At 46.3% G+C, this 17,955-nt stretch carries 18 protein-coding genes and 1 riboswitch; of the genes, 6 read left to right on the forward strand and 12 right to left on the reverse strand.

What is annotated here, in order from left to right; genetic code table 11:
- Positions 1-53: 53 nt before the first annotated feature.
- Positions 54-311 carry a hypothetical protein gene (locus DP120_RS02735; protein ID WP_112221642.1) on the reverse strand — a complete coding sequence of 86 codons (258 nt, stop codon included), beginning with the start codon at positions 309-311 and terminating at the stop codon, positions 54-56.
- 62 nt (positions 312-373) lie between these two features.
- Between DP120_RS02735 and DP120_RS02740 the strand changes: the two genes are divergently transcribed.
- The gene (locus DP120_RS02740) at positions 374-598 is read left to right on the forward strand and encodes a hypothetical protein (RefSeq protein ID WP_112221643.1); all 225 of its coding nucleotides are present in this window, start codon (positions 374-376) and stop codon (positions 596-598) included.
- Positions 599-634: 36 nt separating this feature from the next.
- Here the strand turns inward: DP120_RS02740 and DP120_RS02745 are convergent, their stop codons facing one another.
- On the reverse strand, positions 635-2,131 hold the full coding sequence (locus tag DP120_RS02745) for an amidase family protein (RefSeq protein ID WP_112221644.1): 1,497 nt from the start codon (positions 2,129-2,131) through the stop codon (positions 635-637).
- Positions 2,132-2,342: 211 nt separating this feature from the next.
- On the opposite strand from DP120_RS02745, the gene DP120_RS02750 reads away from it, so the two are divergent.
- The 3 genes from DP120_RS02750 (at position 2,343) to DP120_RS02760 (ending at position 5,868) form a co-directional block, all read left to right on the forward strand.
- Complete coding sequence (locus DP120_RS02750) at positions 2,343-3,410, forward strand: Fe(3+) ABC transporter substrate-binding protein (protein WP_112221645.1); 1,068 nt, start codon at positions 2,343-2,345, stop codon at positions 3,408-3,410.
- 75 nt (positions 3,411-3,485) lie between these two features.
- Positions 3,486-5,117 carry an ABC transporter permease gene (locus DP120_RS02755; RefSeq protein WP_112221646.1) on the forward strand — a complete coding sequence of 544 codons (1,632 nt, stop codon included), beginning with the start codon at positions 3,486-3,488 and terminating at the stop codon, positions 5,115-5,117.
- Between the two features lies 1 nt (position 5,118).
- Entirely contained in the window at positions 5,119-5,868 is a 750-nt protein-coding gene (locus DP120_RS02760; protein ID WP_112221647.1) for an ABC transporter ATP-binding protein, read from the forward strand.
- Between the two features lie 147 nt (positions 5,869-6,015).
- Here DP120_RS02760 and cls read toward each other — a convergent pair whose 3' ends face one another.
- From cls to DP120_RS02805, 9 genes are all read right to left on the reverse strand, one after another.
- Positions 6,016-7,425: a cardiolipin synthase gene (gene cls, locus DP120_RS02765; protein ID WP_240611947.1), complete on the reverse strand. Its 1,410-nt coding sequence runs from the start codon at positions 7,423-7,425 to the stop codon at positions 6,016-6,018.
- 178 nt (positions 7,426-7,603) lie between these two features.
- A complete protein-coding gene (locus DP120_RS02770) occupies positions 7,604-7,798 on the reverse strand; it encodes a hypothetical protein (RefSeq protein ID WP_112221649.1) in 195 nt (64 codons plus the stop codon).
- A 192-nt stretch (positions 7,799-7,990) separates the two neighbouring features.
- Complete coding sequence (locus DP120_RS02775) at positions 7,991-8,341, reverse strand: hypothetical protein (RefSeq protein ID WP_112221650.1); 351 nt, start codon at positions 8,339-8,341, stop codon at positions 7,991-7,993.
- 134 nt (positions 8,342-8,475) lie between these two features.
- On the reverse strand, positions 8,476-9,660 hold the full coding sequence (locus DP120_RS02780) for a DUF2812 domain-containing protein (RefSeq protein WP_112221651.1): 1,185 nt from the start codon (positions 9,658-9,660) through the stop codon (positions 8,476-8,478).
- Entirely contained in the window at positions 9,657-9,986 is a 330-nt protein-coding gene (locus DP120_RS02785; protein WP_205854493.1) for a PadR family transcriptional regulator, read from the reverse strand. Before DP120_RS02785 ends, DP120_RS02780 begins: the two co-directional genes overlap by 4 nt.
- A gap of 238 nt (positions 9,987-10,224) precedes the next feature.
- On the reverse strand, positions 10,225-10,704 hold the full coding sequence (locus DP120_RS02790) for a flavodoxin domain-containing protein (RefSeq protein WP_338066460.1): 480 nt from the start codon (positions 10,702-10,704) through the stop codon (positions 10,225-10,227).
- On the reverse strand, positions 10,694-11,740 hold the full coding sequence (locus DP120_RS02795; protein ID WP_112221654.1) for a ribonucleotide-diphosphate reductase subunit beta: 1,047 nt from the start codon (positions 11,738-11,740) through the stop codon (positions 10,694-10,696). Before DP120_RS02795 ends, DP120_RS02790 begins: the two co-directional genes overlap by 11 nt.
- A 13-nt stretch (positions 11,741-11,753) precedes the next feature.
- The gene (locus DP120_RS02800) at positions 11,754-14,036 is read right to left on the reverse strand and encodes a ribonucleoside-diphosphate reductase subunit alpha (protein WP_112221655.1); all 2,283 of its coding nucleotides are present in this window, start codon (positions 14,034-14,036) and stop codon (positions 11,754-11,756) included.
- Between the two features lies 1 nt (position 14,037).
- Positions 14,038-14,523 carry an acyl-CoA thioesterase gene (locus DP120_RS02805; RefSeq protein ID WP_112221656.1) on the reverse strand — a complete coding sequence of 162 codons (486 nt, stop codon included), beginning with the start codon at positions 14,521-14,523 and terminating at the stop codon, positions 14,038-14,040.
- A gap of 162 nt (positions 14,524-14,685) precedes the next feature.
- Positions 14,686-14,862: riboswitch (cobalamin riboswitch) on the reverse strand.
- A 397-nt stretch (positions 14,863-15,259) separates the two neighbouring features.
- On the opposite strand from DP120_RS02805, the gene DP120_RS02810 reads away from it, so the two are divergent.
- Complete coding sequence (locus DP120_RS02810) at positions 15,260-16,567, forward strand: MFS transporter (protein WP_112221657.1); 1,308 nt, start codon at positions 15,260-15,262, stop codon at positions 16,565-16,567.
- 128 nt (positions 16,568-16,695) lie between these two features.
- Entirely contained in the window at positions 16,696-16,872 is a 177-nt protein-coding gene (locus DP120_RS18345; protein ID WP_165843701.1) for a hypothetical protein, read from the forward strand.
- Between the two features lie 26 nt (positions 16,873-16,898).
- Here DP120_RS18345 and mreB read toward each other — a convergent pair whose 3' ends face one another.
- Positions 16,899-17,918, reverse strand: a complete 1,020-nt coding sequence (gene mreB, locus DP120_RS02815; RefSeq protein ID WP_112221658.1) for a rod shape-determining protein — start codon at positions 17,916-17,918, stop codon at positions 16,899-16,901.
- Positions 17,919-17,955 lie beyond the last annotated feature (37 nt).

The following is a 17,955-nucleotide window of genomic DNA, read 5'->3' on the forward strand; positions in this document are numbered from 1 at the left end:
TAAAAAAAGTTCCTCCGAAAAAGGAAGAACTCCGTGCGGTAATTATTTTCATCCTAATCTTCATCCACTTCCGTTTCATCATCATCCAAGCTATCCGTCTCGGCATCCTGATCCGACTCTTCATTACTTTCATCGGGATCATCATCATCCGGCGGCAATGGATCTCGGTCTACATTATCTTCCTGTTCTTCGCCCGGCGCCTGGTTTTCCTGTTCCATCTGCGGCTCATCATCTGAATTGCCGCAGCCTGCCAGTACCGTAACCGACAATAATGAAGCGGCTCCGACTTTCAGCAATTTATCTTTGATCATCAGAATTCCTCCTTTATTTGACCGGATTCCTGGGGGAACATTCTCTTATTTCTTTATACCCCGTGGTCACAATAAAAAACGGGAATTCGGAAAGTGATTATTTCAACTTCGGACTTGCAGGCGGTGGTATCGGCAAACATTTTTTATCAGCGATTTCCGACGGTTTATCGTCGATTTTTTTGAGTTTATCAGCGATTTCCTTCCGTTTATCAGCGATTTTTTTCTGTTTATCGTCGGTTTCGGAAGCTTTATCGTCGGTTTTTCATCATTTATCGTCGATTCCTTAAAATCCGCAAGCTATACTCCGCCACACACAAGCCCCATTAAATTTCCAAACCTGGATTCCCCTTCATTCCCTGCCATAAATCTGTTTGCTCGATTTGGCGCGCCAATTGCAGCAGCAGATGCTCCTGTCCTTTGCCGGCCATTAATTGTACACCGAGAGGCAAGCCGCTTTCCATAACATGAACCGGAAGCGATATTGCCGGTTGACCGGTTAAGTTGGCTAGTTGAGTGTGCGGCGTATAGGTAAGGCTTGGCAAAAACATATCGTAGATAAGCTGTTGCTGGGTGGCCATGGTCGAAGTGCGCTCCCACTCGCCAAGAAGCTCTGCACGGGATTCCCGACTATGTGTCAGTTCGCCGACTTTTGGTGCCGGATAAGCAGTTGCTGGCGTCAGATAGAAATCATAGCTTTCGTGTAATGCAGCCATTTTTGCGGCAGCCGCATCCCATGAAGCGAGGCTCGCTGAATAATCAGCAGCCGATACTTTTAATCCGGCCTGACTCAAGAGCCACGATTCGATTTCCATATCATCAGCTGTCAGTTTGCGGCCTGTACCTTTTTCAAGATTGCGCACGAGCAGCGCCATTTCTCCGCTGTTCATCAAATAATAATCCTGCATCAATCCGATACCATCGATACCATTGTCTTTTTCTTCGACGTGATGCCCCTGCCGTTCGAGCCACTTCGCCGTTTTCATTACCGCTTGGCGGGCGTCTTCCGAAACTGGCGTACCTACAGGCGATTCGACTGAAAAAGCGATTCTGAGCGGACGCGAAAATCCTTTATCCATCTCTTCCCTGTATTTCCCGGGAAATAATGGTGTATGAAAAGCGGCGGCTGGCTGTACCGTCTGCAATAAATCCAGCATCGCCGCGCTGTCGCGGATCGTTTTCGTCAAGACAAAATCAATCGAAGCCCCCTGCCATTGCCGTCCTGCACCAGGTCCAACAGGCATGCGGCCCCGTGTCGGCTTCAATCCGAACAAACCGGTAAAAGAAGCCGGAATGCGGATCGATCCGCCCCCGTCACTCGCGCCGGCAATCGGCACAATGCCTGAAGCGACTGCAGCGGCCGAGCCGCCGCTCGATCCTCCTGGGGAATAATCCGGATTCCATGGGTTGCGGCTCGCGCCGTACAGTTCCGGTTCACTGATATTCTTCAAACCGAATTCAGGCGTGTTTGTGTGTCCGACAAACGTGAAACCGGCGCCTCTAAGTTTCGCGGTTAAATGTGAGTCCTGTGCGGCTTTCATTTCCTTCAATAATTTTGAGCCGGCAGTCAGCTTTTCACCTTTCAGCGCCTGCGAGATATTTTTTAGTGCCATCGGGACGCCGGAAAAGCCTCCGTCAGGGATCGAATCCAATGACTTTTCAGCCAATTCCTTGCGCGTTTCGGTAAAAGCATTCAGTTTCGGATTCACCTGTTCGAGCCGTTTGAAGCTTAGCTCCAACAATTCCCCAGCACTTATTTCTCTATTCTTCAATAAAGCGGTCATTCCGACCGCATCCAATTGGATGTATTCCTGTAAGTTCATTGTGACTCTCCTTCTATAGATGATTTTCTTTCAGCTACAGAAAGTATATCATCTATTTTTTTCCATTACATAAGTCATCAAATTTAAGGAATTTACTATTCTCTATATAATATTAAAAATTTGTGATTTAGGTATTGACTTTTAATTTTACATGACTACAATTGAGATTGAGAATCATTTTCAATTAAAAATCAAAGGAGAGAAGTTATCTATGAAAAAGTATTTATTTCTAGTTATTGCTTTAACCGCGTTAATCCTTGCCGCTTGTGGCGGTCAGGCGAAAGAAGAAAAAACAGAGAGCGAAACTGCTACTGAAACAAACGAAAGCAAAGAAGTGAACCTTTATACGGCACGCCATTACGATGTAGATGATGAGTTGTATGCGAAGTTTGAAGAAGAAACAGGCATTAAAGTAAACGTAATCAAAGGCGAAGCCGATGAGCTGCTTGAGCGGATCAAACGCGAAGGCGATGCTACAGAGGCGGATCTGTTTTTAACTGCAGATGCAGGGCGCCTTTATCGTGCCAAAGCGGATGATTTGCTTCAACCGGTTTCAAGCGACTTATTGGACGAGCAAGTTCCTGCCAACTTCCAGGACACAGACCAGATGTGGTATGGCCTGACTAAACGTGCTCGTGTAATTCTTTATGATAAAGAAACAGTTCAGCCGGATGAGCTTTCTACTTATGAAGCTTTGACAGAAGAGAAATGGAATGGCCGTGTGCTGATCCGCAGTTCTGAAAATGTCTATAACCAGTCCTTATTGGCTTCATTCATCGAAATCGATGGCGAAGAACAAGCTAAAGAATGGGCAGCCGGCATGGTTAATAACTTTGCCCGCGATCCTGAAGGCGGCGACCGCGACCAGGCGAAGGCTATTGCAGCCGGCATTGGCGATGTCGCTATCATGAACACGTATTATTTCGGCCAAATGCTGAATTCCGAAGATCCAGAAGAAGTGAAAGTTGCTGAAGGCTTAGGGATATTCTTCCCGAACCAGGACACAACCGGTACCCATGTCAATGTCAGTGGTGCAGGAGTTGTAAAAGCTTCGAAGAATAAAGACAATGCCATTAAATTGCTGGAATTCCTTTCTGCTCCAGAAGCTCAGGAAACCTTCGCTTCTGCCAACTATGAGTATCCGGTCAACGAAAATGTTGAACCAAGTGAATTACTGCAATCTTGGGGTGAGTTCAAAGAACAGGATATTCCTTTGTCCACTCTAGGCGAACACAACGCTAAGTCTATTTTGATTTTCAATGAAGTCGGCTGGAAATAATAAAATACAAAAACCCTTGCTGCAATCTCTTTAGCAGCAGGGGATTTCTTGTGATTGGAAGGAGGCAACAGAAACGTGCAGCATAGATTCACAAATATAAATGCCTGGACAGTCAGTGCGGTAATCATCATCTTCTTGCTGTTTCTCCCGAACCTGACGATTGTAACCGGGCTGTTCACTCCTTCCAATGAAAATTGGGAGCACATGAAGGAATTTGTTCTTTGGGGATTCATGAAAAACTCCCTGATTTTGACGGCGGCTTCAGCCTTCTTCACGATTCTGATCGGCTTGAGTTTGGCTTGGCTCATTGCCCAATATGATTTCCCGATGCGTCATTTCCTGAAATGGGCTTTAATCCTCCCGCTCTCGATTCCGCCATTTATCGGTGCCTATACGTATCACGGTATGCTGAGCTATACGGGTGTCATCCAAACCACTTTACGGGAAAACTTCGGCATGGCAATTAACCCCGCTTATTTTGATATCATGAACTTGCCCGGCGCCGTTTTCATCTATACGATGTTTTTATTCCCTTATGTCTATTCGATTGCGCAAGTTTATCTGTCCCGGCAATCCGCTTCATTGATTGAAAGTACACGTATCCTCGGCAAGGGTCCCTGGAAAACTTTTTTTCAGGTCGTTCTGCCAATTTCACGGATTTCCATAATAGCCGGAGCAAGCCTGGTCGTCCTTGAAGTATTGAATGATTATGGAGTTGTAAAGTATTATGGCGTACAGACATTTACAACTGCCATTTTTCAGTCTTGGTTCGGACTTGGTGATATCGAGTCGGCGATCAAACTTGCTGCTTCGCTTATGGGCTTTGTTATTTTGATCCTGATGATTGAAAAAATTCTTCGGGGCAGACGGCAATACAGTTATTCAAGCACCAAAGTGCGTCCACTTCCCCTGATCCCTTTATCAGGATGGAAAGCGGCAGCAGCGACAGGCTATGGCTTCGTCATCCTGTCACTGGCCTTCGTCATACCGGTCGCACAATTAATCGACTGGACCGTCCTTACCTACGGCACCATTCCAATGGGTGAATTTATGAATTACGTGAAAAATTCCGTATTCGTCGCCGGACTCAGCGCGACATTAATCATCGTTTTCGCACTTATCGTAGGCAACTTCGCCCGCATGGTGCGTGGCCGGCTTGGTAAACTGTTGCCACGGTTGACCGTTCTTGGCTATTCGATACCCGGCGCAGTCATCGCAGTGGCAGTTGTCACCGCCTTTATCGGTCTGGACCGCTTCCTGACACCCTTTTATGTCTGGGCCGGTTTCAGTACAACGCTTGTCCTGAGCGTCAGCATTGTATTGCTTGTTACCGCTTATATTATTCGTTTCTTTGCAATCGGCTATAATTCCATTGAAACGGGGTATGATAAAATCGGTACCGATTTCCGGGATGCTTCAAGAACCCTGGGACTTGGAGTTACAAAAACGTTCTTTAAAGTGGATATGCCCATGATGAAAGGTGCCATTATCAGCGGTTTTATTCTGGTGTTTATCGACGTATTAAAGGAGATCCCTTTAACGCTGATCTTGCGCCCGTTCAATTTTGATACACTTTCCACTAAAGCTTTTCAATATGCGAGTGACGAAAAGATTATGGAGGCTTCGCAGGCTTCATTATTAATCATCGGTATTAGTGCCCTGGCCATTGTTTTCTTTTATAAATTCCTTGAAAGGGAGTTGGACTAGCATGTTTGTGGCAATCGAAGACGTTTGCTTTTCATACACCGATGCGAAGACAAGAGCATTGGACAATTTCACACTGAAGATTGAAAAAGGCGAAGTCATCTCCATTCTTGGACGCAGCGGCAGCGGTAAAAGTACAGTGCTGCGCCTGTTGGCAGGTCTTGAAAAACCTGAAAAAGGACGCCTCGTTATACAGGATGAAGTGCTGTTTGACGATAAAACCTTCCTGCAACCCGAAAAACGCGGCATCGGCATGGTATTCCAGGATTACGCACTCTTCCCTCATCTAACCGTTGCCGAGAACATCCTGTTCGGATTGTTCCGAATGAAAAAAGCCGCTAAGAAAAAGCGCCTCCAGGAGGTTTTGGAACTCGTGGAGCTGCAGGATTTCGGAAAACGCTACCCGCATCAACTGAGCGGCGGACAGCAGCAGCGTGTCGCCATTGCGCGTGCTGTCGCTCCTAATCCGCATCTGATTCTGCTCGATGAGCCGTTCAGTAATCTGGACGCCGAACTACAAGGGAAAATCCGTGAAGAGTTGCGCGACATTCTGAAAAAGGCAAATATCACTTCAATTTTTGTTACCCATGACGAAAAAGATGCCCACATTCTGGCAGACCGGATCGTCAAACTAAAAGACGGCCGCATCGAATTTGTCGGACGTCCTTGTGATATGCTCGATACCTACCGCCAGACCGGTATCCAGCCATTAACCGATGGCTTTGTCGAGAAAAGCCTGACCGGCGTTAACTAATAAAATCCCCGCAGCTCAGTTGAAGAGCGGCGGGGATTTTTCCATATACTTTGTATAGTCAAAAATCATCATAAAAGCCTTTTTACTGTTGACTTGAGCATAAACCGGCCTCTCTCTCGCATAGCCGACAAGCAGACTCTAAAATCATCACAATATCGGCGAAACCAGCTTCGCAATGTCCTGTTTTGCCCTCTCCAGTAATGATTGATTCTTGAATGTCTCTTTGGTCATCTCAACAGACAGCTTTTTATCCTGGAAAAAAACATTGGTCATTTCCAGCGTTGCGTCCACATCATATACAAAAGCATTCAACTCGAAGTTCAAAGCAAAACTGCGAATATCCATATTGGCCGACCCCACCGTATAGGCTTTTTCATCCACAATCAGTGTTTTGGCATGCAGAAATCCATTTTTATATTTAAAGACTCTGACTCCGTCCTGCACCAACTCGCGAACAAAGGAGAGCGTGGCGGAATGGACAAATATATGGTCAGCTTCATGTGGAACCATGATCTGTACATCGACTCCACTAAGGGCCGCTGTCTTTAAAGCATCCATAATGGATTTATCCGGAATAAAATAAGGCGTCTGCAGATAAACCGACTTACGCGCATGATAAATCATCTTCAAGAAGCCGTTTTTTATATCTTCGTGGGATACCAAAGGTCCGCTTTCGACAATCTGCATAGCTGGTCCTTCTTTACTTTCCATCTTCGGGAAATAATTTTCTCCGTACTTCATCGGATACTTATCATCTGCCTGATTCCAATCGATAAAAAATCGATTTTGGAGTGAATGAACAATTTCCCCTTCGACACGAAGATGTGTATCCCGCCAGTAACCGAACTCTATTTTCTTCCCAACATACTCGTCGCCAATATTAAAGCCGCCAATATAGCCGATTACGCCATCAACCACAACCAGTTTACGGTGATTGCGATGATTCAGCCTCGGGTTTATTCCTGCCAGAATTGCCGGAAGGAACGCTGTAGCCCTTCCTCCAGCTTCATTCAACTCATCAAAAAATTTCTTCGGCAAGTTTCTTGATCCCAAGTCATCATAAAGAAATAAAACTTTCACGCCTTGACGGGCTTTTTCCGTCAATAACGCCAGCAGCCGATTTCCCAGATCATCGTTTTTCACAATAAAATACTGCAGGTGGATATGGTCTTGTGCCTGTCGTATGTCTTCAAATAACGCTTCGAATTTCCTGGCACCATCGTTATAGATAACAACGTCCGAGGCCGTCGACAAAGGTGCACCTGTCCTTACCATATTCATTTGAATAATATCCTTCATTTCTTTAGCAACGGGTGAAAGATTTCGCAAATTATCCGTTTTAAGCTGTGTCAGCTGATGATCAACCATCTCCGTGAAATCGGAATTTTCATAGGCAGCGGGCCGTTGAAGCCTCTTTTGGTTAAACCGCTTTCCGAATAATAGGTATAGAATAAAACCGGCAACCGGTATGAAAAAAAGAATCAAGATCCATGCCCATGCTGATGAAGCCGATTTCCGCTCATAAAATAATATAAAAAACGCCAGTACTACATTCAAAATGATAAACAGATTACTTAAAGCGCTCCACCATTCAAATGAAATCTTAATCCCTCCTCACATTCCGGCCATCTTCCCTTTTTATATTCATTCCATACCCCGACAGTCTTTGTTTTAAAGGTGTTTTGAAGAATTTTTTATAAAGAAAAAACCAACCGCATTGCCGCGATTGGCTCACTCAGTCTTCCTCTTCCCCGTCTTCTTCGCCTTCTTTCGGCTCTTCTTCCGGAATTATTTCCTGTTCGCCTTCTTCTGGTGTTACATCGATATCTTCATCAGTAGGCTGTTCATCTTCAGCATCGCCACATGCAGCCAGCATACCGACAGACAGGAATGCAGCAGCTCCGAGTTTCATCCATTTGGCTTGAGCCATTTGAACTCCTCCTTTTTCAAGTCAGTTTCTCTATGGTGTTCCTTTACCCCTTATGCTTGGGTTAAACACATATAGATAGGAGCTAACGGCAACTATTACAGTCATTCTTCACTTTCAGCCACTCTGCTCGAACGAGTAATTTGGAAAACAGCGGACTGGAATTTTCCAGTCCGCTGCTTTATTTATTGCTGATTAGTTTTCTGCATCTTCTTCTGTATCTTCTGTATCACTGGAAGCATCGCTTTCGCTGTCACTGCTGGAGTCAGAATCGGAATCCGAATCGCTCTCTGATTCGCTGCCCGAATCAGATTCACTATTCGATTCACTGTCTGTTTCAGATTCGCTGTCGGTATCGACATTGACATCTGTATCTCCACTGTCTCCTTCACCGCCATCATCCGATGGTACGACAGTACCGCTGTCTTCGTCATCTTCAACATTTATATCCTGCTCTACATCTGGATCGTCATCTCCGCAAGCTGTCAGCATACCTACAGAAAGGAAAGCTGCCGCTCCTAGTTTCAACCATTTTGCTTGTGCCATAATCAGTTCCTCCTCGGTTTCTCGTACTTTATCCTTATAAAATAACTATACCCGGAGAATACTGGTTAAAACTTTTTATTATTTGTAATTAATATCCAATTATCAGATGCTGTTTTTTGTATAATACCTGCTCTTCAATTACCCCAAGCAGTATTCCGTTTTCTCAAACGGCCATAATACGCCCATATCCGCACGATGAATGTGCCGAAAATTAGAATGGCGATGATGAATAAGCCGCTGCTGCTCCAGGACAGCCAGTCCTGGATTGTATCTGCTCTGTTTATATTCCCTATGATGAAATAAATATAAAAAGCCACAAGCGGCGAGAACATCACCGTATACGTAATCGCGATTCTCTTCGCGTGTTTTAGGCGACTGCTTTGATCACTGTACAGTTGTGGCCGTTCTTCACCTTCATCATAAGCTTTGCTCCAGATCGTCCACTTCTCCATATTCGAGAATGACGTGAATTCTTCATTCCATCCCGCTTCCCGGTGGATAGCAAAATAACTTTGAGTCGGTCCTCTTTGGTAATCTACACGGTAAGCGATTCGACGGGGTTCGCCTTTGGTGAAGTGAAAGATGGTTCCGATTTTATTGACCCGATGAAGGTTCAAACCGCGCTGTTCCATCGACTCCAGCCAATGTTCCATTTTGTCAGGCGAATACATCCAGCTGAATTTCACCTTCGTCACCCAGCGCCTTGCCTTCTTCAATTCCTTTTCACTCTGCTGGTCTATTTCATCGACAGGCCAGAAGCCAGCTGTCGTTCCATCGAGTCCCTTATTAGTTCCGGTGATTTTGGCAATCGAATAGATTCCGAGAACCATGCTTCCAAAAAGGATAGCGAAGAATATAAATGTTAGGATCCACAGAGGGCTTTCTACGATATTACTGCCTCCATCCTGTCTCCAGGAAGAAGCGAGCATTGAAATATTCGCCATCAGTATACCGGCGACATAAAACGAAGTTCCGTAAAAAATGTATGTAATCATCCGGTTATGCTTAATGATTCCATGACGAATCGGGGATGTTTTAATAACGCTTTCGGGTTGCTCATTAAAAGTGAACTCCCAGTTACCGGCACTCGCAGCCTTTTTCCAGCCTTCATCCTGGAGCGTTTTCGGTAATACTGACGAACTCAGCTTGTCATAGGCTATGCGATACACCCGTTTTGCCGGTTCCCGCTCCTGAAAATAAAAGCAGCGCGTCCAGCGGTTTAATCGCTCAAATACTAATCCTTTTGCGGCCATGTCCGAAAGCCACGTTTCTGTCTTTTGCACATCGTAACTCCAAAAAGTCCTGTACACTTTCTTCATTCGAATCCCCCCTCGTAAGCAATAGCGTTGCGATGTACTTCTTTGACCCTCGTTATTTCCGCCTTCATCAATTCCTTGCCGGCGTCGGTAATTTCGTAGACCGTCTTCCGCTGTTCATCGGCGAATACCGTGATCACGCCGTCTTTCTGCATTTTGGTCAACGTGCCATACACCGTTCCGGATCCAAGTACCAGGCGGCCGGTTGTGATTTCTTCCACATGCTTGACGATGCCGTAGCCGTGCCGGGGCTCGGTAAGAGATAATAAAATATAGAAAGCCGTTTCTGTCATCGGCACATATTTCTTCAGCATTTTTTGGATTTCCACGGACAGCCCTCTTCTTTACTATGTCATACCTTGACTATATCACGTCGTGACATAGTGTGGGAATCTTTTTTTATAAATGCATGATTTTGAGGAGTTATCATTTATCGCGGATTTTTGACGGTTTATCGCCGATTTTTTTGGGTTTATCGGCGATTTTTAGACGTTTATCAGCGATTTTTTCCGGTTTATCGGCGATTCACCATAAAACCGTCAAAAAAAACGCAAAGCAACTCTACTTTCAAGTCGCTTTGCGTTTTCTCATTTTATCAGTATCCATCAGTCGCCTGCTCACCGCTTCGACAAACTTTTCACACCGCGCCAAATCTGTTTCCTGCGGCATCAGTTCAATCTTCAAAGTCGCAGCTAGATTGGTATGGACATACAGCATGTCCCGAAAGCGGTTGACCGCTCCGCAGAATTCCGAAAAGAAGCTGTCACCTGTCCCGAACACAGCCGTTACCAGTTCGGGACGCTGCAATTCTTCAAAGGCTTCAAACAGTTCCTGTATTTCTGCCGGAATTTCGCCGCTTCCCCATGTATACGTGCCGATGACAACTATATCGTAACGTCTGAGTTTATTTACATCAAATTGATTGATCTCGCAGACGTCCGGCAAGAAACCCTTAGCCTGAAAGCATTCCGCTAAAACTTCAGCCACTGCCTGTGTATTCCCTGTTACAGATGCATACACGATGGCGATTCTATAATCACAATTCATCAAACCCATTGGACTGGGACACTTTCGAATACGTACGCGACTTCTGTTCGAAGAAATCCGATTTTGTGCCGTTCATCATGTCATCGCCGAATACCTGGATCCATGGCATCGGATTGCTGCGCTCTTCGTAGAGATTTTTCATGCCCAGCTGACGCAATCGTTTATTCGCAAGGTATTCGACGTAATCACCGAATTCATCCAGATCGAGTCCTTCAATATCAGCCAGAATGTACTCGGCCCATTCCTTTTCAAGCTGCACCGCCTGATCGACTGTCCGGTAAATATAGTCGATATTCTCTTCATTGTTTAACTCAGGATTCTCCGTCAATAGGATCCGGACGAATTGTCCGATGAAATAAGCATGCTGCATCTCGTCGCGCTGAATATAGCTGATCATCGTGCTCGTCTTCAGCATCTTCTGCTGGCGCGCCAGGTGATAGAAAAATGCGAAGCCGGCATAGAAATAAATGCCCTCGAGATTGATGGAATTGATGCCCAGCTTGAATAAGCTCTGCGGCGTCGGGTTCTGGCGGAACTCCTCGTAAGCGTCGAGGATCAAATCATTGCGTTTCCGCACGACCGGATCGCTCTTTGCCTGGTCGAAGCGTGCGTTTTGCTCCGCCACTGACACAAGCGAACTCAGAATATAGGAATACGATTCGTTATGGACCGCTTCCTGCTGGGAAATGACCGCGAAGATTGCTTTGAAACTTGAGTCGGTCACATAGTCCATCGCCATCGTCATCGTCGGCGTCTGCAGACTGTCGAGCGATGCCAGCTGTGTATTGATCCGGAGGAAAACGTCCCGCTCTGTGTCACTCAAGTGGTCCCATTGCTTGATATCGTCCTGCATATTGATTTCCTGCGCTTTCCAGAAATTCGACAGCAGCGTTTGATACAGATCGTACATTTGTGGATAGGCGATATCGTTCCAGTTCAATAAACCCGACGATTTGCCGTTCAGGATGCCTGTCGATTTATTTGGATGCTCAGGGTTGAGCAGTTTGATCTTTGTTAAAGGTGTATCGATTGCCATCATAAGTCCTCCCTCAGCTTTGGCACGCTTCGCATTCTTCGATTTCTGCCTGCGAAGTGCTGCGTACATAATAAGTCGTTTTCAATCCCTGCTGCCATGCTTCCAGGTGAAGCTCCAGCAATTCCTTCGCCTTTACAGTGTGCGGCACATACAGATTGAAGCTGATTGCCTGGTCGATATGGCGCTGCCTTGCAGCGTTCTGGCGGATGCTCCATTTCTGGTCCAGTACATGGCGGGCGCGGCGGTAATAATCGTACGTCCGGTGATCAAGATCCGGTGCCGTCACTTTAAATTTGAAGTTCTTCTTCTCTTCCGCATATTCCACGGCATAGAGCGGATCAATGCCATCTGTGGAGCCACCGATTTTCGCTGTCGACGAGTTCGGAGCCACGGCCATCATCCAGCCGTTCCGCACGCCGTTCTCTGCAATTTCTTGTTGCAGCTCCTGCCATTTCTCGCCTTCATAGCCTTTACGGGTGAAATACTCGCCCGTCTGCCATTCTGAACCTTCGAATTCCCGATAGCTGCCTTTTTCTTTCGCCAGTTCCATCGACGAACGGATTGAGTGATAAGCAATTTCTTCATATAATTTGTCCGCAAATTCAACGGCTTGATCTGTCTCCCAGTGAATGCCTTCAAGTGCCAGAAGGTGATGCCAGCCGAAAGTTCCCAAGCCAACTGCGCGATATTTTTTATTTGTGGCTTCTGCCTGTCCTACAGAAATAGTGTTCAAATCGATGACATTATCAAGCATACGCATTTGAATCGGGACCAATCGCTCCAGCACATCCGCTTTTACGGCGCGTGGCAAATTGATCGATGACAGATTACAGACCACAAAGTCACCCGGTTTGCGCACCATTACGAGATTTCCGTCTTCGTCCGTGAATTCTTTGACAATTGTTGTCGCTGACATGTTTTGCGTTATTTCGCTGCACAAATTACTGCAGTAAATCGACGTCAACCCGCGGCCGCGCAGATGCTTGTTCGGATTCTGGCGGTTGACTTCGTCGCGGTAGAACATATACGGCGTACCTGTTTCAAGCTGCGACACCATAATGCGTGCCATGATGTCCATTGCCCGGTACGTCTTTCTCGGCAATAACGGATTAGAAACCGCTTCTTCATATTTTTCGGTGAAGTAGGCACGGTCGGTATCATCATAGAAATCCTCCAGACCAAGTGCGTTGCCGTTCGCATCTTTCCAGCCCATCACTTGTTTTACCTGATGCGGGCAGAATGTATTCCATTCGCCGACACTGCGGCCATTTTCATCAGTTTCCTTCAATTTCTCCATAAACAAATCGGGAATCGAAACACCAGTGAAAATGTCGTGCGCTTTGCGGCGCTCATCGCCATTATTCGTTTTCAGGTCCAGGAAGCCGTTCATGATGTCTTTATGGAAAACGTCCAGGTAAACTGCTACCGCTCCCTGACGCTGTCCAAGCTGATCGACGCTGACCGCCGTGTCATTGACCAGGCGGATCCACGGGATGACACCGGAGGAATTGCCTTTGAATTTCTTGATGTCCGATCCAAGCGCGCGCACTTTTCCGTAATAGATTCCGAGTCCGCCGCCGTCTTTGCTGAGACGTGCGATGTCCCAGTTGTTCAGGTAGATGCCGTCCAGCGAATCATCCACCGTGTCGATAAAGCAGGAAGACAATTGGCCGAAACTTTTGCCGGCATTTGATAGGGTCGGCGTCGCCACCGTCATATACAGATTACTCATTGCCCAATATGCTTCACGAACAAGTTCCGTCCGCTTGTCAGCCGGCTCATTCTGCATCAGCGCCATGGCGATGATCAAAAATCTCTCCTGCGGCAATTCGTGAAGATTTCCTTCGTAATCTTTTGCCAAATAGCGGTCCGCCAAAAGGAACAGTCCGATGTAATTGAATAATTGGTCGCGTTCCGGCTCAATCACTGCACCGAGTTCCCGGATTTCCGCTTCCGAATAAGCTGTCAATAAGTCATTCGAATAAATGCCGATACGGGAGAGTTTTTCAACAAGGCGATAAAAATCACCGTATTTCTCCTGTGATTCATAACCGCGGCTTGCGGCCGCCTGCCGATAAAGCTCGCTGCAATAAAGTTCTGCTGCGAGGAATGTCCATTTCGGTTCATCCATCGAAATGCGGTTCAAGGCATAAAGCATGGATTGTTCCGTGTCGATCTTGCCATCCAGCTCTCCGATTTTATTGCGCAATGCCGTGGTATCGAGTCCATGCAACTGCTCGGCACGCTCCAACGCTTTTTCGACTGCATCCATTTCTGTTGAGATTCCCATTTTCATGTTAGATCAGCTCCTTCGCAAATTCGTTCAGTTTCATGCGGCGTTCTTTTCTCGCCTGTGCGTTCTTGAATAAATGCTTCTCTTTGTCTGTTTCAGGAATGACACCTGGAACAGGAGTCGGCTTGCCGTTTCCATCCACAGCTACCATCGTCAAAATGGCGGTTGTCGTCAGCGTCCGTCCGCGCGTTTCAATATCCTGGCATTCCGCTTTTACATACACTTCCATCGAAGTCCGGCCTGTTGAAATGACTACGCCTTCCAATATCAGCACATTTCCAATCCGTGCCGATGAAAGGAAATTGACCGTATCAATCGATGCTGTCACCACGACTTTCCCGCTGTGCTTCATCGCCGTGATTGCTGCAATTTCATCAATATAGGCAAGCACCGTTCCACCGAAAATCGTGCCCATGTGATTCGTATCCGGCGGCAGCACCAACCTCGTTTGAATTGTCCTTGATATGCCTGCTGAAATTTGCTGTTCCATATTCCATTCCATCCTTTCGAATAAAAAACAAACATAGAAAAACCCATCTTCTCTCTGGAGAAGATGGGTTGAGTAAACGCAGCATTAAAGGAAAGTCACGGTGGCAAAAAACACCGCTTCCTGTTAAGACCATCGTTACACCCCCCAGCTCCCGGAGAAGGCAATTAACATATAACGAAGGCAGGTCTCCTGGCTTGTGCGTCCTCCTCTGCTATGGCCTTCCCATCTTTCGACAGTGGTTTCCATAGCTCGTCAGCACTTACAGTTGCGGGTACAGCTCCGGATTTTCACCGGCTTCCCTATTAAGCCTTTTCAGGCACCTTTGTTATCGGTTTTTACTATATATTGTGTTTTCTTATGTACTATACACTAAATATTGTATTTCTAAACTATATAACAGTGAATGTTTTTTGGCAAGTTCGATTCATATTAAGTTTTTGCCCATTTAAAAATACGTAAGTCCATACAGTTAAACTACAGCAAACCAGAGAAATATTAAAGCATTTAATGATTATCTGAAAATAGCAATTATCAGATAGATTTCATTTCTGTTACTGTAGTCCCATATACTTTATTTAAACTTTAATTATGCTATGATAAGAATCTGATATTCAAATATGATAAAAATTTGCTTTTTGAATTGCACTTAAATTGGTAGGTCACTGGCACCGTAATAGCCACCCCGCTTCACTCAGTATTTTGGAACTACACTATAAATGGAGATGCAAATACAAGTATGAAACATTTCACCAATAACAACTTCCACTACGGCTGGGTGATTGTCGCGATTGCGGCTTTGTCCCAGTTCTTCGCAGGCCCTGGACAGACTTTTTCCAATGCGATTTTCATCGATTCTTATATAGAAGATTTTGGCTGGAGCCGTTCAACGGTGTCCGGCATATACTCTGGCGCCACATTGACAGCGGGCTTTTTGCTGTTTTTTGTCGGCCGTCTGATTGACCGCAACGGTTCACGGAAGATGGCGGTGATTGTATCAGCGCTGCTGGCGGCTGCCTGTCTGTTCAATAGTTTTGTGACCAGTTTGCTTATGCTGTTCATCGGCTTTTTCTTTATCCGTTTACTGGGACAAGGTTCGATGGCATTGATTTCGAATTCTCTGATCCCCCAATGGTTTGTTAAGAAGAGAGGGCGTGCGCTGAGCATTGCCGCGATTGGCGGATTGGTCAGTTCGGCGGCATTTCCGCTGCTGAATGTCTGGCTGATTGAGACATTCGGCTGGCGCATGTCGTGGATGGTGCTTGGCGCCATCATCATCTTGGTGTTCACGCCGCTCGCTCTGTTCCTGATCCGGAACTCGCCGGAGGATGTCGGCTTGCTGCCGGATAACGGCTCAGCTGAACAGGTGGACAAACAAAAAAAGCGCAAGGAAGAAGCAAGCTGGTCTGTCAGCGAAGCCTCTAAAACGCGTGCTTTCTGGCTGTTGATCGTGTGTGCCGCGATTCCCGGCATCGTTAATACCGGGTTAATCTTCCACCTTGTTTCCATCTTCAAAGAAAACTCCCTGTCGCTTGAAGCTGCTGCTGGAATTTTGAGTTTGACAGCACTGATTGGGCTGCCGGTAACATTCGTGACAGGTTTTCTCCTTGAAAAAGTGAAGGTGCAATATATGCTCGTTGTGGTTTTTGCAAGCGAATTGTTGACGCTGGTCCTTTTACAAAATGCGAGTTTTATTGCGGCTGCCGTCGTTTTCGGATTAGTCTGGGGAGTCAGCATGGGGATGGAACGCATTGTCATGACTGTGGTTTGGCCCAATTATTTCGGCCGCAAACATATCGGCAGCATCAGCGGCATTTCAATGGCCGTGATCGTGATCGGATCGGCGCTTGGTCCACTGCCGCTCGGTATCGCCTTCGACGTTTTCGGTGGCTACCAGCAGATTCTTTGGGCCATGATGCTGTTTCCGGTAATTGGGATGGCTGCAGCCTTAATGGCGAATCCGCCGGTCAAAGAAGTTAAAAAAGAAAAAACAGCTGTTTTTCCTGAACCGCGCCATGCGGGAAAAGCACCACTTTTAAACGAATAAACTGTAGATCGAACTGCAAAGCCACCTAATAAAAAGCAGGAGAATTCTCTTTTGAGAACTCTCCTTTTTTATTTCCATTTTTCTGGTATACTAATAGATAGAATTATCGAAAAATGGAGGTGATTTAAATGATATGGTTTTTTGTGATGGTATTCGGCATGATTGGGTTTGCAGGTTTTATTGACTGGAGAAGAAAAAAGAACAATAACACGGCACAGCAATCGATAAATTCCCATGCAAAACCGGGTGAAAGCTCTAATTACAGCGCAGGCGGAGGCGGCAATTCCTATAGTGGCGGAGAGTGACTTTTCAACTTGTAATTACTATAAACTCAGTAAGACGGAAGCCGCAGGCTATTGAGGTCACGCATGGCTTTTTCAGTTCCCAGTGCCACACAGTCCATCGGATTTTCTGCAAGAGTGACTGGCACCTGGATTTCTTCAGCCAGTTTTTTGTCCAGGCCGTGCAAGAGCGCACCGCCGCCGGTAAGTACGATTCCCCGGTCATGAAGATCTGCGGCCAGTTCCGGTGGAGTGATTTCAAGCGTGCGCTTGACTCCGTCGACAATGCCCATCACTGAATCGGCTAAGGCTTTTTCTATGTCAGCAGATGTAACTTCAATTATTTTCGGCCGTCCGGTTAAAAGATCGCTGCCGCCGATTTCAAATGTCTCCTGAGGTTTTTGGCCTTCGCCTTCTACAGCTGTGCCCAGACGGATTTTCAATTGTTCCGCTGTCCGCATCCCAATTTTCAATTCGAATTTTTTCAGGATGTATTCTGCCACCATGCGGTCCATTGCTTGCCCTGCGGTCTTCAAGGACTTGCTGACAGCAATGCCGTTCGATGAAATGACAGCCATTTCGGTTGTTCCGCCACCAATATCCACTACCATCAATCCTTCAGGTTCAGAGACCGGCAGATTGGCTCCAATTGCCGCTGCTAAAGGCTCCTCTATCGTCAAAGTTTCCCTTGCACCGACCCTTTTCGCCGCTTCAAGGATTGCCCGTTTCTCGACAGACGTAATTCCGACCGGGACGCTGATGACAAAAATCTTCCGTTTCAGGTTCCCAACCGTTTTTGTCACTTCTTTTAAGAAGCGGCTGATCATCGTGATGGCTTTTTCATGGTCCGCAATCACTCCCCAGCGCATTGGGTAGCTGACTTTGATGCCGCCGGAAGTGCGCCCATTCATTGCAAAAGCATCCTTGCCGACCGCAATCACTTCATCGTTTCCGCCATCGACCGCCACCATTGATGGTTCGCGCATAATAATTCCTTTATTCTGCAATACCAGTAATGTATTGGCGGTACCTAGATCGATTCCCACCTCTCTTATTCCAAAGTTAAACATACGGTTTCGTCCTTTCCATGCAAGTTTGTCCAATCGT

Source organism: Planococcus halotolerans (genome assembly GCF_003289955.1).
Classification (GTDB): domain Bacteria; phylum Bacillota; class Bacilli; order Bacillales_A; family Planococcaceae; genus Planococcus; species Planococcus halotolerans.